The sequence below is a fragment of the Streptomyces sp. NPDC046862 genome, assembly GCF_040704615.1.
Lineage (GTDB): Bacteria > Actinomycetota > Actinomycetes > Streptomycetales > Streptomycetaceae > Streptomyces.
This window is the reverse complement of sequence record NZ_JBEYXP010000056.1, coordinates 1-13,612: the sequence shown is the minus strand read 5'-3', so window position 1 is coordinate 13,612 and position 13,612 is coordinate 1. Positions and strand designations below refer to the sequence as shown.

Annotated in this window: 11 protein-coding genes; 5 read left to right on the top strand and 6 right to left on the bottom strand. The window is 70.6% G+C overall.

What is annotated here, in order from left to right; genetic code table 11:
• Positions 1 to 135 precede the first annotated feature (135 nt).
• Complete coding sequence (locus AB0959_RS42445) at positions 136 to 1,206, bottom strand: LacI family DNA-binding transcriptional regulator (RefSeq protein WP_366832195.1); 1,071 nt, start codon at positions 1,204 to 1,206, stop codon at positions 136 to 138.
• Positions 1,203 to 3,614, bottom strand: a complete 2,412-nt coding sequence (locus tag AB0959_RS42440; RefSeq protein ID WP_366832194.1) for a glycoside hydrolase family 2 protein — start codon at positions 3,612 to 3,614, stop codon at positions 1,203 to 1,205. The genes AB0959_RS42445 and AB0959_RS42440 overlap by 4 nt, the downstream gene beginning before the upstream one ends.
• Positions 3,615 to 3,775: 161 nt before the next feature.
• On the opposite strand from AB0959_RS42440, the gene AB0959_RS42435 reads away from it, so the two are divergent.
• Genes AB0959_RS42435 through AB0959_RS42425 form a run of 3 tightly spaced genes read left to right on the top strand, consistent with a single transcriptional unit; the run spans position 3,776 to position 6,905 of the window.
• Positions 3,776 to 5,092 carry an ABC transporter substrate-binding protein gene (locus AB0959_RS42435; RefSeq protein ID WP_366832193.1) on the top strand — a complete coding sequence of 439 codons (1,317 nt, stop codon included), beginning with the start codon at positions 3,776 to 3,778 and terminating at the stop codon, positions 5,090 to 5,092.
• Positions 5,092 to 6,039, top strand: a complete 948-nt coding sequence (locus AB0959_RS42430) for a sugar ABC transporter permease (RefSeq protein WP_366832192.1) — start codon at positions 5,092 to 5,094, stop codon at positions 6,037 to 6,039. The genes AB0959_RS42435 and AB0959_RS42430 overlap by 1 nt, the downstream gene beginning before the upstream one ends.
• Positions 6,036 to 6,905 (top strand): carbohydrate ABC transporter permease, encoded by an 870-nt coding sequence (locus tag AB0959_RS42425; RefSeq protein WP_366832191.1) that lies wholly within the window; start codon positions 6,036 to 6,038, stop codon positions 6,903 to 6,905. The genes AB0959_RS42430 and AB0959_RS42425 overlap by 4 nt, the downstream gene beginning before the upstream one ends.
• A 120-nt stretch (positions 6,906 to 7,025) precedes the next feature.
• Here AB0959_RS42425 and AB0959_RS42420 read toward each other — a convergent pair whose 3' ends face one another.
• From AB0959_RS42420 to AB0959_RS42410, 3 genes are all read right to left on the bottom strand, one after another.
• Entirely contained in the window at positions 7,026 to 8,315 is a 1,290-nt protein-coding gene (locus tag AB0959_RS42420) for an HRDC domain-containing protein (RefSeq protein WP_366832190.1), read from the bottom strand.
• A 284-nt stretch (positions 8,316 to 8,599) separates the two neighbouring features.
• Complete coding sequence (locus tag AB0959_RS42415; protein WP_129305965.1) at positions 8,600 to 9,262, bottom strand: response regulator transcription factor; 663 nt, start codon at positions 9,260 to 9,262, stop codon at positions 8,600 to 8,602.
• A 692-nt stretch (positions 9,263 to 9,954) separates the two neighbouring features.
• Entirely contained in the window at positions 9,955 to 10,629 is a 675-nt protein-coding gene (locus tag AB0959_RS42410; protein ID WP_366832189.1) for a DUF3000 domain-containing protein, read from the bottom strand.
• Between the two features lie 227 nt (positions 10,630 to 10,856).
• Here AB0959_RS42410 and hemE point away from each other — a divergent pair, with 227 nt between their 5' ends.
• Positions 10,857 to 11,945 (top strand): uroporphyrinogen decarboxylase, encoded by a 1,089-nt coding sequence (gene hemE / locus AB0959_RS42405; protein WP_366832188.1) that lies wholly within the window; start codon positions 10,857 to 10,859, stop codon positions 11,943 to 11,945.
• 43 nt (positions 11,946 to 11,988) lie between these two features.
• Here the strand turns inward: hemE and AB0959_RS42400 are convergent, their stop codons facing one another.
• Positions 11,989 to 12,963 (bottom strand): hypothetical protein, encoded by a 975-nt coding sequence (locus tag AB0959_RS42400; RefSeq protein WP_366832187.1) that lies wholly within the window; start codon positions 12,961 to 12,963, stop codon positions 11,989 to 11,991.
• A 188-nt stretch (positions 12,964 to 13,151) separates the two neighbouring features.
• Here AB0959_RS42400 and AB0959_RS42395 point away from each other — a divergent pair, with 188 nt between their 5' ends.
• Positions 13,152 to 13,454 carry a cation transporter gene (locus tag AB0959_RS42395; RefSeq protein ID WP_366832186.1) on the top strand — a complete coding sequence of 101 codons (303 nt, stop codon included), beginning with the start codon at positions 13,152 to 13,154 and terminating at the stop codon, positions 13,452 to 13,454.
• The last annotated feature ends 158 nt before the right edge of the window (positions 13,455 to 13,612 follow it).

Below are 13,612 nucleotides of genomic sequence, written 5' to 3'. Positions count from 1 at the left end.
GGAGCGGCGAAGGTCACACGGAAACTTTGGTGCGTCAGGGTGACCGCGCCCCGTCAGGGGCGCGGGGCTGTGTCGATATGCGGCTCCGCCGCGGGGCGCGACCAGCCACAACGAACCCGCAGACAAGTACCGCGCTCACCGAGGCGGCGCTGTCGACCCCCGCGGCGTGAGCACCGGCGTCGGAACGGGATGCGACTCCACCCCGTCACCCGCGATCACCCCGAACAACGTCCGAGCCACCTCCGCCCCGAACCCGTGCACGTCATGACTCATCGCGGACAAGGTCGGATGCGTCAACCGGCACAGCTGGGAGTCGTCCCAGGCCAGCAGAGAAACATCCCCCGGCACCGACAGCCCCATTTCCGCCGCCACCGACAACCCCGCCACCGCCATGATGTCGTTGTCGTACACGATCGCCGTCGGCCGGTCCCCGCCGGAGGCGCTGAGCAAAGACCGCGTCGCCCTCGCCCCCGCCTCCCCAGAGAAGTCGGTCGCCACCTGCCACGCCCCGGCCGGCACCAGCGCCCCCGCGGCCTCGTCGAACGCCGCCGTACGGATGGACGTGTGCCCGAGCGCCGCCGCGCCCCCCACCCGGGCGATCCGCCGGTGCCCGAGCGCCGCCAGGTACCGTACGGCCTCCGCCATGGCGGTGGCGTCGTCGGTCCACACGGAGGTGAGGCCGCCGGTCAGGGAGGGGTGCCCGACCGCGACCACCGGCATCCCGAGCCGTCGCACCCCGGCCACCCGGGGATCATCCGCGCGGAAGTCGACGAGGATCGAACCGCCGACCTGCTTCCCCCGCCACCACGCGTCCTGGATTCCCACCTCCTCCTCCGGATTGCGCACGAGGCGCAGGAGCAGCGAGCAGGAACGTTCGCTCAGCACGCTCTCCACCCCGGAGACGAACTCCATGTAGAACGGTTCGAGGCCCAGCAGTTTCGCCGGACGGCAGATCGCAAGCCCCACGACGTCCGCCCGCTGACCGGCCAGCGAGCGGGCGGTCAGGTTCGGTGCCCAGCCCAGTTCGCGGGCCGCCGCGAAGATGCGGTCCCGGGTGGCGTCGGACAGTCCCGGCTTGTGGTTGAAGGCCAGCGACACCGCTCCCTTGGACACCCCGGCCCGCGCGGCGACGTCCTTGATCGTGACCCGGGGGGCTGACGGAGCCGGGGGTGTCGAGGGTGTCGGCGGGGGCGAGGGCGTCGTCATCGGGTGGGCTCCACGCAGTACAGGGCGGACCGGACGGCGGCCGCGCCGGAGCCGTCGTCGGGCGCCTGCCAGCCGCGTACGCCCATGGTGACGCGTTCGCCGGGCAGCAGGGTGACCAGGCCGGTGTCGGCCTGTGCGGCGGGGGCCAGCCGGTCGGCCTGGAGCAGCAGGTCCCGTACGAGCGTGCGGGCCGTCACGGTCACGGTGCCGGACGCCACGGTGACGTCGAACTCCGGCCGGGGGTAGGCGACTTCACGGTCCGGCACCGGGAAGTGCAGGGCCCGCAGCCGGTCCGCGTCGGCGACCAGGAACTCCTTCGGCCCGTGGGGCTCCAGTTCGCGTGGCACCCGGATGTCGGCGACCGTCCGTGCGGCGGACGCGAGGGGCAGGTCCGCCTCGGCCACCACCACCCCGTCCACGGACATCCGCCGCAGCCGGAGCGAGGTCGACCAGTCCACGCCCGCCTGGTTCACGGCGGCCAGCACCAGCTCGCCGTCCCGTACCCGCAGCGTGAGCAGCCGGTCCGCGTACAGCCGGCGCAGCTCGTGGTAGAGCGGCTTGGGCCGCCCGTCGCCGTCGATCGCGGCCCAGGAGGTCACCGGCCAGCAGTCGTTGAGTTGCCACACGATCGTGCCCGCGCACACGGGCCAGTGCGAGCGCCAGTGCTCGATCCCGGCGGCGACGGCCCGGGCCTGGTTGACCTGCGTCAGATAGTGCCAGCGGTCGAAGTCGCCCTCGGGGACCGGGAAATGGCGGGCCAGGCCCCGCTCCAGCTTGCCGTTGCCGTCGTCCGCCTTCTGGTGGTGCAGCATGCCGGGGGAGTCCGGCGCGAGCTCCTCGCCGGGCAGGGCGCGCCGCAGCGTCGCGTACGCGGGCGGTGCCTGCCAGCCGAACTCGGCCACGAAGCGCGGCACGTTCGCGCGGTACCGCGCGTAGTCCTCACGGTTCCACACCTCCCACGAGTGGTGCGTGCCGTGCGCCGGGTCGTTCGGGTGGTGGTCCCAGGACCCGGACCAGGGGCTGCCCGGTGTGTACGGCCGGGTCGGGTCCAACTCGGCCACGACACGCGGCAGTGCGCCGAGGTAGTACCCCTCGCCCCACGACTCCCCGGCGAGCCGCTCCTCCCAGCCCCAGTCCCTGAAGCCCCACAGGTTCTCGTTGTTGCCGTTCCACAGCGCGAGCGAGGGGTGTGGCATCAGCCGTACGACGTTCTCGCGCGCCTCGGCCTCCACCTCGCCCCGCAGTGGCTGCTCCTCGGGGTAGGCCGCGCACGCGAACGGGAAGTCCTGCCAGACCAGCAGCCCCAGCTCGTCGCACGCGTCGTAGAAGTCCTCGCTCTCGTAGATCCCGCCGCCCCAGACGCGGACGAGGTCCACGCCCGCGCCGGCCGCCTGCGTGAGGCGCTCGCGGTAGCGCTCGCGGGTGATCCGGGACGGGAACACGTCGTCCGGGATCCAGTTGACCCCGCGCGCGAACAGCCGCGTCCCGTTGACGGCGAGCGTGAAGCCGGTGCCGTGCGCGTCCGCGGTCCGGTCCAGCTCCACGGTCCTGAAGCCGATGCGGCGCCGCCAGACGTCGAGCGGTGTGCCGTCGTGCTCCAGCTTCAACTCGACGTCGTACAGGGGCTGTTCCCCGTATCCTCGTGGCCACCACAACGCGGCGTCCGGCACGTCCAGCCGTACGGTCCCGCTGCTCCCGTCGAGCGGCGCGCTCACGCGTACGTCACCGATCCGGGCCTCGAGGGTGAGGTCCGCCTCGACCCGGGCGCGCTCGACCTCGACGGCCAGCTCGACGCGCCCCACGCCGTCCTCGACGGTCACCAGCGGACGCACCCGGGCGACGCGGGCCGTCGACCAGTGCTCCAGGCGCACCGGCCGCCAGATCCCGGCCGTGACGAGGGTCGGCCCCCAGTCCCAGCCGAAGGAGCAGGCCATCTTGCGCAGGAACGGGAAGGGCTCCGGATAGGCGTTCGGCCGGTCGCCGAGCCGGTCCCGCACCGCCTCCGCCTCGGTGTGCGCGGAGGCGAAGCGCACCGCCAGCCGGCCGCTCATGCCGGTCACGTCGAAGCGGTACGAGCGGTGCATGTTCCGCACCCGGCCCAGGAGCCGGCCGTCCAGGACGATCTCGGCCGCCGTGTCCAGACCCTCGAAGACCAGGTCGGTCTGCTCGTGCCCGGAGGCGCCGGGCGATGTGACGGCCGAGCCGGAGGCGCCCGGCAGTTCCGTCTCGTACGTCCACTCCCTCCGACCCACCCACGCCACCTCGGTCTCGTTCCGCCCGAGGAAGGGATCCGGGATCACGCCCGCCGCCAGCAGGTCGGTGTGCACACAGCCCGGTACGGCGGCGGGAAGGGCCCGGCCGTCGTACCGCAGGGTCCATCCCTCGGTGAGCGGTGTCGCGTCCAGCATGCGCACTCCCTAAACCGGTCTAGTCCAGCATCCGCAAGCACTGCCCGAAAAGTTTCGACACCCTTGGCGAAATTGGGACTTTACCGGTTCAGTACGGACTGTCAGAGTGCCGAACCAGCCATCCCACTCGTGCTCTTCCGTCCCGAACGGAGCTGGTGCACATGAACCATCGCAGGAGTCTCATCGGAACACTGCTGGCCGCCGCGATCGTCACCGCGGGCTGCACGGGCAGCGGCGGCGCGTCGAAAGGCGCGGACGCCAAGGCGCCTGATGACCCGTCAAAAGTGTCGGGAACCATCAAGGTCCTCACCCACCGCACCGACCTCGTGCAGGACGGCACGATGAAGAAGTACGCCGCCCAGTTCAACAGGACCTATCCCAAGGTCAAGGTCGAGTTCGAGGCCCTCACGGACTACGAGGGCGAGGTCAAGATCCGTATGAACACGGAGAACTACGGCGACGTGCTGATGATCCCGGCGGTCATCAAGAAGAACGACTACCCCAAGTTCTTCGCCTCGTTGGGCACACGGGCCGAGCGCGCCAAGAAGTACCACTTCACCGGCTTCACCGCTGTCGACGGCAAGGTCTACGGGCAGAGTCCGATGGGCGCGGTCCCCGGCTTCGTCTACAACAAGAGGATCTGGAAGGAGGCCGGGGTCACCGACTGGCCCACCACACCCGCCGAGTTCATCGCCGCTCTCAAGGCCGTGAAGTCCAGAACCGACGCGGTCCCGTACTACACGAACTTCAAGGACATGTGGCCGCTGACCAGCTGGACGTACGTCGACGGCGCGGTCAGCTGCGACACCAAGGCGACGACCAGGCTCTCCGAGGGCGACCCGTGGGCCGAGGGCGAGGACCTGCGCGTGGGCGACACGCTGCTGTACGACATCGTCCGCGAGGGTCTGATCGAGAAGGACCCGACGACCACCAACTGGGAGGCGTCGAAGCCCAAGCTGGCCAAGGGCGACATCGCCACGATGTGGCTCGGCTCCTGGGCGGTCATCCAGTTCCAGGCGGCCGCGAAGGAGGCCGGCGCCGACCCCGGCGACATCGGCTTCATGCCCTTCCCGGCCCGGGCCGGCGGAACGTTCTGCGCGACCATGTCCCCCGACTACAACCAGGCCGTCAACATCAACTCGGACCACAAGGCGGCGGCCCGGGCCTGGATCGACTGGTTCACCGACAAGTCCGGTTACGCGGCGGCGAACCAGGCCCTCTCGCCGGTCAAGGGCGACCCGCTCCCCGAGGTGCTGAAGCCGTACGAGGACGCCGGCGTGAAGCTCATCGAACTCGACGACGCCAAGGGCGGGGTGGTCAAGGAGATCGACAACGAGTCCGAGGTCGGCATCTACAAGCCCGACTACCGCCAGGAACTGGTCGACCTCGCCCGCGGCGCCAGGAAGGGCAGCCTCGACGACTTCCTCGCCGACCTCGGCAAGCGGTGGACCGAGGCGGAAAAGTCCCTGGGGTCCTGATGACGCACACGACCCAGAAGGTGGCGCGGCCGACGACGAGCGCGCCACCGGCCCGCGGGAGGTCCCGGCCCCCGCGAAAGGTGCTCCTTGGGCGACGGCTCACCCCCTGGCTCTTCCTGGCCGCCCCGCTGGCCCTGCTGATCACCTTCACGTACGCACCGGTCGCCAACATGATCGCGTACAGCTTCACCGACTGGGACGGCGTCAGCCCCGAGCTCCACTACACCGGCACCGAGAACTACGTCGACATCTTCACCAGGAAGGAGCTCTTCCAGGTCTTCCTCGTCAGCGGCTACTACCTCGCCGCCTCCGCCGTCCAGATCGCCCTCGCGCTCTACTTCGCCACGGTCCTCAGCTTCAACATCCGCTTCCGGAACCTCTTCAAGGGCGTGCTGTTCTTCCCGTACCTGATCAACGGGGTCGCGATCGGCATGGTCTTCCTCTACTTCTTCCAGGACGGCGGCACCCTGGACTCGGTGCTGGGCCTGTTCGGCCACGAGTCGGACCGCGCCTGGCTGGGCACGTCGACGTCCGCGAACGTCTCGCTGGCGGGCGTCTCCGTCTGGCGCTACCTGGGCCTGAACTTCGTGCTGTTCCTGGGCGCGATCCAGTCGATCCCGGGGGACCTGTACGAGGCCGCCGATCTGGACGGCGCGAACCGCTGGCAGCAGTTCCGCTACATCATCGCGCCCGGCATCCGCCCGGTGATCGGCCTGACCGTCATCCTCTCGATCTCCGGCTCGCTGGCGGTCTTCGAGATCCCGTACATCATGACCGGCGGCGCGACCGGGACCGAGACCTTCGTGATCCAGACGGTGAAGCTCGCCTTCCAGTTCAACAAGACGGGACTGGCGTCGGCCGCCGCGGTCGTCCTGCTGCTGATCATCCTGGTCGTGACCTGGGTGCAGCGCCGTCTGGTCCCCGACGAGAAGGTGGATCTCGTATGACGCACCTGGCCTCCACGCCGGCCGTCCGCGGGTCGGCCGCCCGCAGATCGGTCGCCCGGGCGCTCACGTACCTGTCGCTGCTCGTCGCGGCCGTGGTCGTCCTGCTGCCGCTCACCGCGGTCTTCCTGACGTCGCTCAAGTCCTCGAAGGAGATCGCGGACGACAGCGGCGCGCTCACACTCCCCGACAATCCGCTGAACCTCGGCAACTACGCGACGGCGTTCCAGGACGGCCGCATGCTGACGGCGTTCGGCAACACGGCCTTCATCCTGCTCTTCGCCGTCACGGGCACGGTCGTCATCGGCTCGATGGCCGCGTACGCGATCGACCGCTTCACCTTCCGCTTCCGGAAGCTGGTGCTCGCCCTCTTCCTCGTGGCGACCCTCGTCCCCGGGGTGACCACGCAGGTGGCGACCTTTCAGATCGTCAACAGCTTCGGCATGTTCGACAGCCGCTGGGCGCCGATCGCGCTCTACACGGGCACCGACATCGTCTCGATCTACATCTTCCTGCAGTTCGTGCGATCGATTCCGGTCTCCCTCGACGAGGCGGCCCGACTGGACGGCGCCAACGCCTTCACCATCTACCGCAAGATCATCTTTCCGCTGCTCAAGCCCGCGATCGCCACGGTGGTGATCGTGAAGGGGATCGCCGTCTACAACGACTTCTACATCCCCTTCCTCTACATGCCCTCCGAAGATCTTGGCGTGATTTCGACGTCCCTTTTCCGCTTCAAGGGCCCCTTCGGCGCCCACTGGGAGGTCATCTCGGCGGGCACGGTCCTCGTGATCCTGCCGACGCTGATCGTGTTCCTGTTCCTGCAGCGGTACATCTACAACGGGTTCATGAGGGGGGCGACGAAGTGAGGGCCGCGCCCCGTCAGGGGCGCGGGGCTGTGTCGATGTGCGGCTCCGCCGCGCGGGCGCGACAAGCCACACCGAACCCGCAGCCGCCGTACGAGGGAAACGCCTATGGCGACTAGGCCTCTAGGCCTCCTTCACCGACAGCGCCCCCACCAACACCGGAGTGACCTGCTCCACCTGCCACGCCCGAGCCCCGTACCCGGCCAGCGCCGCCCCCACCGACTCGGCGTCCACGACCTTCGGCGGCTCCCAGCAAACCCGCCGCACCGTGTCCGGAGTGATCAGGTTCTCCTGCGGCATGTTCAGCTGCTCGGCCAGCGCCGACACCGCGGCCCGCGCCGCCGACAACCGCGCCGCGGCGGCAGGATCCTTGTCGGCCCACGCCCGCGGCGGCGGAGGCCCTGCCACCGGCTGCCCCGGCTGCGGCAGCCGGGCGTCCGGCAGAGCCTTCGCGCGATCGACCGCTTCCTGCCACTGCTCCAGCTGGCGCCGCCCCATGCGGTGCCCGTACCCGTTCAGCGAGGCGAGCGCCTGCGCGTTGGCCGGCAGGCCCAGCGCGGCCTCGACGATGGCCGTGTCGCTGAGAACCTTGCCCGGTGAGACGTCCCTGCGCCGCGCGACGCGGTCGCGGGTCTCCCACAGCTCCCGCACGACGGCCATCTGGCGCCGCCGCCGCACCTTGTGCATCCCCGACGTACGGCGCCAGGGGTCCTTGCGGGGCTCCGGCGGCGGGGCGGACGCGATCGCGTCGAACTCCTGCCGCGCCCACTCCAGCTTCCCCTGCCGGTCGAGCTCCTTCTCCAGTGCGTCCCTCAGGTCCACCAGGAGCTCGACGTCGAGCGCCGCGTACCGCAGCCACGGCTCGGGGAGCGGGCGCGTGGACCAGTCGACGGCGGAGTGCCCCTTCTCGAGGACGTAGCCGAGGACACCCTCGACCATCGCGCCGAGGCCGACCCGGGGGAAGCCGGCGAGGCGTCCGGCGAGCTCGGTGTCGAAGATCCGTGTGGGGACCATGCCTATCTCACGCAGACACGGCAGGTCCTGGGTGGCCGCGTGCAGCACCCACTCCACACCGGAGATCGCCTCGCCGAGGCCCGACAGATCAGGGCAGGCGACGGGGTCGACGAGCGCGGTGCCCGCGCCCTCGCGGCGCAGCTGCACGAGATAGGCGCGCTGGCCGTATCGGTACCCGGACGCGCGTTCGGCGTCGACGGCGACAGGACCGGACCCGGCGGCGAACGCGGCGATCGTCTCGGCGAGCGAGGCGTCGTCGGCGATCACGGGGGGGATGCCGTCCTGAGGCTCCAGCAAAGGGATCGGCGCCCCCGTCGCAGAAGATCCGCCGTCGTCCGGAGGGGCGCCTCCGGTGGTGCGCAGTGAGCTGTCTGCTGCGGTCTCTTGGGCGTCGGTCACCTGTCAAGGGTATCCGTGTGTGGACGACACCCGCCGACGGAACGTTCCGTCGACGGGTGTCCGAGGGTCGTATTCCAGTCACATGTCACACGTGTCAGTGAATGCGCCCGGTGCGCGCTCCGTCGCACACGGTATTCGTGTCCCACTCGGTGTGCCCATCCCGTGCGGGACGCCCGTCGCGCCCGGTACGCGAGGCCGGTCGGCTCACGTACCCCGTGTCCGGGACCGGCGCGGGGCCGTCGGTCCCGGACACGGGGCACCGAGCACCGGTCACCGTTCCGCGCTCAGTGGATGATCCCGGTGCGCAGGGCCACGGCCACCATGCCGGCGCGGTCGCCCGTGCCGAGCTTGCGGGCGATGCGGGCGAGGTGGCTCTTGACGGTGAGGGCGGACAGGCCCATCGAGACGCCGATGGCCTTGTTGGACTGGCCTTCGGCGACCAGACGCAGTACCTCGACCTCACGGCCCGACAGCTCGCGGTAGCCACCCGGGTGACTCGGGGCACCCGGGGGGCGGCGGTGCATACGGGCCGCCGCGGAGCCGATGGGGGCGGCGCCCGGGCGGGTGGGGAGGCCGATGTTCGTTCGCGTACCGGTGACGACGTAGCCCTTCACGCCGCCGGCCAGGGCGTTGCGTACGGCGCCGATGTCGTCGGCGGCGGAGAGGGCGAGACCGTTGGGCCAGCCCGCGGCGCGGGTCTCGGACAGGAGGGTGAGGCCGGAGCCGTCCGGCAGGTGGACGTCGGCGACGCAGATGTCGCGGGGGTTGCCGATGCGGGGGCGGGCCTCCGCGACGGAGGAGGCCTCGATGACGTCGCGGACGCCGAGGGCCCAGAGATGTCTGGTGACGGTGGAACGGACGCGGGGGTCGGCCACGACCACCATCGCGGTGGGTTTGTTCGGGCGGTAGGCGACCAGGCTTGCGGGCTGCTCGAGGAGAACGGACACCAGGCCTCCTGGGGTGCGGGACGGGGCCGGCTCGTGGGGGTGAAGTGGGGACGAACCGTGCTTTCAAGGTCACAGACGTCTTCGGCACCCGGCGCATGCTCCTTTAGGAAATGATCACGATTTGGTGAGTAACAATCCGTGCAATTCGGACACGCCTTCGATCATTCGAAGATCGAACGGGTTCGCTCTGCGTCAATACCGGTCCGAAAGTGGCCGTATCGACAAAGAGGTAGTGGCGAAAGAGTGATGTGCGGGGCAGAAATGCATGATCACGGCGAAAGGAACGTGGCAAACGCGGAGACAACCCCTGGTGAGCGGGGTGAAAGGCCGTGTGAGGGCGTGGAACGGCGCCACAGGGGCGGACAGGACCGCCGACGCACCGGCGCCCGCCGAGACGGAGGGCGCGAGCGCGGCGCTGTGAGCGGCGTGGAGCCTTCGGCGGGCGCCGGTGCGATGTGTGCGCGTGGGGGTTCTGCGACCAGGGGCCTCTGCGCGTGAGGGCGTCTGTGCGCGGGACCTTGGTGCGCGGGACCTTTGTGCGTCGACCCGTCAGTACGACGAGAGGCCGCGCAGACGACGAGAGGCCGCGCGTGCGAGGTGCCTCCTCGCATTCGTGAAGGGGCCGCGTATGCGAGGAGGCACCTCGCGTACGCGGCGGCGGCCTCGAAGGCTTTGGCGGAGGCGGGCAGGCCCTATCGCGGCTGTGGCCCCCGGCGCTGGGGCAGTGTGACCACGGACGTGTCGCCCGGGACCGTCGGCGGCAGGCCGGCGACCTGCGAGAGCAGGTCGCACCAGGAGGCGAGGTGAGAGGCGGTGTCGGGGATGCCCCCAAGGCCCTCACGGGGCGTCCAGGAGGCGCGGATCTCGATCTGGCAGGCGGCGGGGCGGGCGCTGAGGCCGCCGAAGTAGTGGGAGCTCGCCCTGGTGACGGTGCCGCTCGGTTCGCCGTACGCCAGACCGCGGGTCTGCAGCGCCCCCGTCAGCCACGCCCAGCACACGTCGGGGAGCAGCGGGTCGGCGGCCATCTCCGCCTCCAGCTCGGCGCGGATCAGGGTCACCAGACGGAAGGCACCCTGCCAGGCATCGTGTCCCGCCGGATCGTGGAGCAGGATGAGGCGGCCGTCGGCCAGGTCCTCGTCGTCCTCGAGGACGGCTGCCTCCAGTGCGTACGCGTACGGGGCGAGCCGCTGAGGTGCGCGCGTGGGCTCGATCTCGATCTCCGGCCGCACTGTCGCGGCCCCCAGCGCGTCGACGGCCGTACGGAAGGGCAGCGGAGCCGTCTCCGTCTGCCTCGCATCGGGGCCCCCCTCCTTCGCGTCGTCCATTCCGCCAGCGCCGTCCGACAGTCGTTCCTGTGCCGCAGCCATGCGGGGAAGATTAAGGGGAACGGAGCCCGAGCGCAGGGAGAGACACCCGTGCACCGGGTCACGGTCGCATCGCGCTGAGCGAACGCTGCGCCCGTTTCAGGGCCTTCGCGGGGCTTCGGGCGACTCTCTCCGGCTCCCTTCCCACCGCCTTCCCGCTCCACGGCAGGGCCCCGGAGACGGCCGTACCCGGCGTCGGGGGCAGCGCGCGGCGTGCGAGACTTTCCGTCGTGAGTGCCAACGCCGGCCCCTCGGGCCACCAGCCGACCGCCACGACCGCCACGCCCGACGCGGTCAAGGACTCAGCCTTCCTCAGGGCGTGCAGGCGCGAGCCCGTGCCGCACACCCCGGTGTGGTTCATGCGACAGGCCGGCCGGTCCCTCCCCGAGTACCGGAAGGTGCGCGAGGGCATCCCGATGCTGGAGTCCTGCACGCGCCCGGAGCTGGTCACGGAGATCACGCTCCAGCCGGTCCGCCGGCACAACGTGGACGCGGCGGTCTACTACAGCGACATCGTCGTCCCGCTGAAGGCCATCGGCATCGACCTCGACATCAAGCCCGGTGTCGGTCCGGTCGTCGAGCGCCCGATCCGCACTCGCGCCGACCTCGCCCAGCTGCGCGATCTGACCCCGGAGGACGTCCACTACGTCACCGAGGCCATCGGGCTGCTCACCGCCGAGCTCGGCGCGACCCCGCTCATCGGTTTCGCGGGCGCGCCCTTCACCCTCGCCAGCTACCTCGTCGAGGGCGGCCCGTCCCGCACGTACGAGAACGCCAAGGCGATCATGTACGGCGACCCCGAGCTGTGGGCCGACCTGCTCGACCGGCTCGCCGAGATCACCGCGGCCTTCCTGAAGGTGCAGATCGAGGCGGGCGCCAGCGCCGTCCAGCTCTTCGACTCGTGGGCGGGAGCCCTCGCGCCCGCCGACTACCGCCGCTCGGTCATGCCCGCGTCCGCCAAGGTCTTCGAGGCCGTCGCGTCGTACGGCGTACCGCGCATCCACTTCGGTGTCGGCACCGGCGAGCTGCTGGGCCTGATGGGCGAGGCCGGCGCGGACGTCGTCGGCGTCGACTGGCGCGTCCCGCTCGACGAGGCCGCCCGCCGCGTCGGCCCCGGCAAGGCGCTCCAGGGCAACCTCGACTCGACGGTCCTCTTCGCCTCCCAGGAGGCGGTGGAGGCCAAGACCCGCGAGGTGCTCGACGCGGCCGCCGGACTGGAGGGCCACATCTTCAACCTGGGACACGGCGTCATGCCGGCCACGGACCCCGACGCGCTGACGCGGCTCGTCGAGTACGTGCACACCCAGTCCGCGCGCTAACCCCGTAACCCCGTAACCCCGGGCTCCCGGTCGGGGACCCGGATCAGTGGTCGTGTCCGTCGGTCTCCTCGGCTCCGCCGGAGGCCCCGGTCTCGGCGGGCGCCGTGCCGTCCGTGTGCACGGTGAAGGCCACCGTGCGGACCTTCCCCTGGTGCTTGAAGTCGAGGAAGAGGCGGTAGGCGCCGGAGCTGGGCGCCGTCGCGGTGAAGGAGATGGCGGGGCCCGGCCGGGTCCTGCCGTCTCCGGGCTCTCCGTTCGGGTGCACGTGCAGGTACGCCAGGTCGCCGTCGCGCAGGGCGACCAGGTGGCCGTAGGCACCGAGGTAGGGCTGAAGGTCCCGCACCCGCTTGCCGTCCTTGCTGACGCTGAGGGTGAGGCGGTCCTGAGCACCGGGCCGCAGCCGGCCGTTGAGGGTCACTTCGTAGCCGTCGACCTTGGCTGTCGTGGTGTGGCCCGGCAGTTCGTCCGGCTTGTACGTGCCCGCGACCGCCAGGTCGGCGCCGAGCGTGAGGTTCCTCGCTCCCTTCGCCGCGGGCGTGAAGTCGGCGAAGACCCGGTGGGAGCCCGCCTTGGGCAGGTCGACGGGTGTGCTCCACGTGCCGTCGGCAGCCCGTGTGGGGTGGAGGTGGCGGTAGGTCGTCAGGTCGCGTGAGGCGACGATCAGGTGGAGTTCCTTGTCGTGCTCGCGCTTGAAGGCGGTGACCGTTCGCCCGCCGCTGTCCTGGACGGCGAAGCGCAGTTCCTGTCGCTTGCCGGCGTCGATGCGGTCCGTCCGCAGGTCGAGGGTGTAGCCGTTCTCTGAGATCTGCAGCCCGCCGGGCGGTGTCTCTTCGTGACCGCCGTGCCCCGCCTCCTTCCGGGCGCTTGTGTCCTTGGCCGTCCCGCTGTGTCCGCCGTGTTCGGCGGGGCGTTCGTCCTTCGCGACGACGGGGTCGATTCCCGTACCGACGCCGTAGGCGGTGCCGAAGGTCGCGGCGAGCGCGGCGGCGAAGACCGTGATGCGTACGGCGGTGTTCATGGTGGCCTCCCTGAAGGGCCGCTCGGGCAGGCGGCCGACACGCGTCAACATACCCCCTGGGGGTATGAAGTCAAGCTCGCTCCCTGTCTTGCCTTGAATACGGGTGGGGGGTATACATGGGGTCGAGGTCGGTACCCCCTAGGGGTATGCGGCTCTCCTTAGTCAACCGCCTCACGGGAGGAAACCCCATGTCGTCCTGCTGCACCCCCGACGGAAGCTGCCACACCGGCGATGCCAAGGAGAACGCCGAGACAGGCACCGCCACAGCGGTCGGGGACGGGCACACCACCACATACAAGGTCAACGGTGTGGGCAGCGCCCACTGCCAGGGCGTCGTCACCAAGGCGCTCAGCGGCCTGGACACCGTGCTCTCCGTGGACGCCGGCATCGGCACCGGCGTCGTCACGGTCGTCACCGGCGGCGCGCCGGACGACTCCCTGATCGCCCGGACGATCGAGGACGCCGGTTACGAGTTCGTCGGTCGCGCCTGAATCCACGGGGGCGGGATCCACCCCTTTTCGGTCCCGCCCCCGTTTCATTGCCAAGCCTCAGCCCGAGGAGCAGCCATGACCACCACCACGCCCGGTACCGGGGAAGTCGAACTCGCCATCGGGGGTATGACCTGCGCCTCCTGCGCGGCCCGGATCGA

Excerpts from the sequence above, each read along its gene's own strand:
- AB0959_RS42445 (WP_366832195.1), bottom strand. The coding sequence starts at position 1,206 with ATGACGACGCCCTCGCCCCCGCCGACACCCTCGACACCCCCGGCTCCG.
- AB0959_RS42440 (WP_366832194.1), bottom strand. The coding sequence starts at position 3,614 with ATGCTGGACGCGACACCGCTCACCGAGGGATGGACCCTGCGGTACGAC.
- AB0959_RS42435 (WP_366832193.1), top strand. The coding sequence starts at position 3,776 with ATGAACCATCGCAGGAGTCTCATCGGAACACTGCTGGCCGCCGCGATC.
- AB0959_RS42430 (WP_366832192.1), top strand. The coding sequence starts at position 5,092 with ATGACGCACACGACCCAGAAGGTGGCGCGGCCGACGACGAGCGCGCCA.
- AB0959_RS42425 (WP_366832191.1), top strand. The coding sequence starts at position 6,036 with ATGACGCACCTGGCCTCCACGCCGGCCGTCCGCGGGTCGGCCGCCCGC.
- AB0959_RS42410 (WP_366832189.1), bottom strand. The coding sequence starts at position 10,629 with ATGGCTGCGGCACAGGAACGACTGTCGGACGGCGCTGGCGGAATGGAC.
- AB0959_RS42400 (WP_366832187.1), bottom strand. The coding sequence starts at position 12,963 with ATGAACACCGCCGTACGCATCACGGTCTTCGCCGCCGCGCTCGCCGCG.
- AB0959_RS42395 (WP_366832186.1), top strand. The coding sequence starts at position 13,152 with ATGTCGTCCTGCTGCACCCCCGACGGAAGCTGCCACACCGGCGATGCC.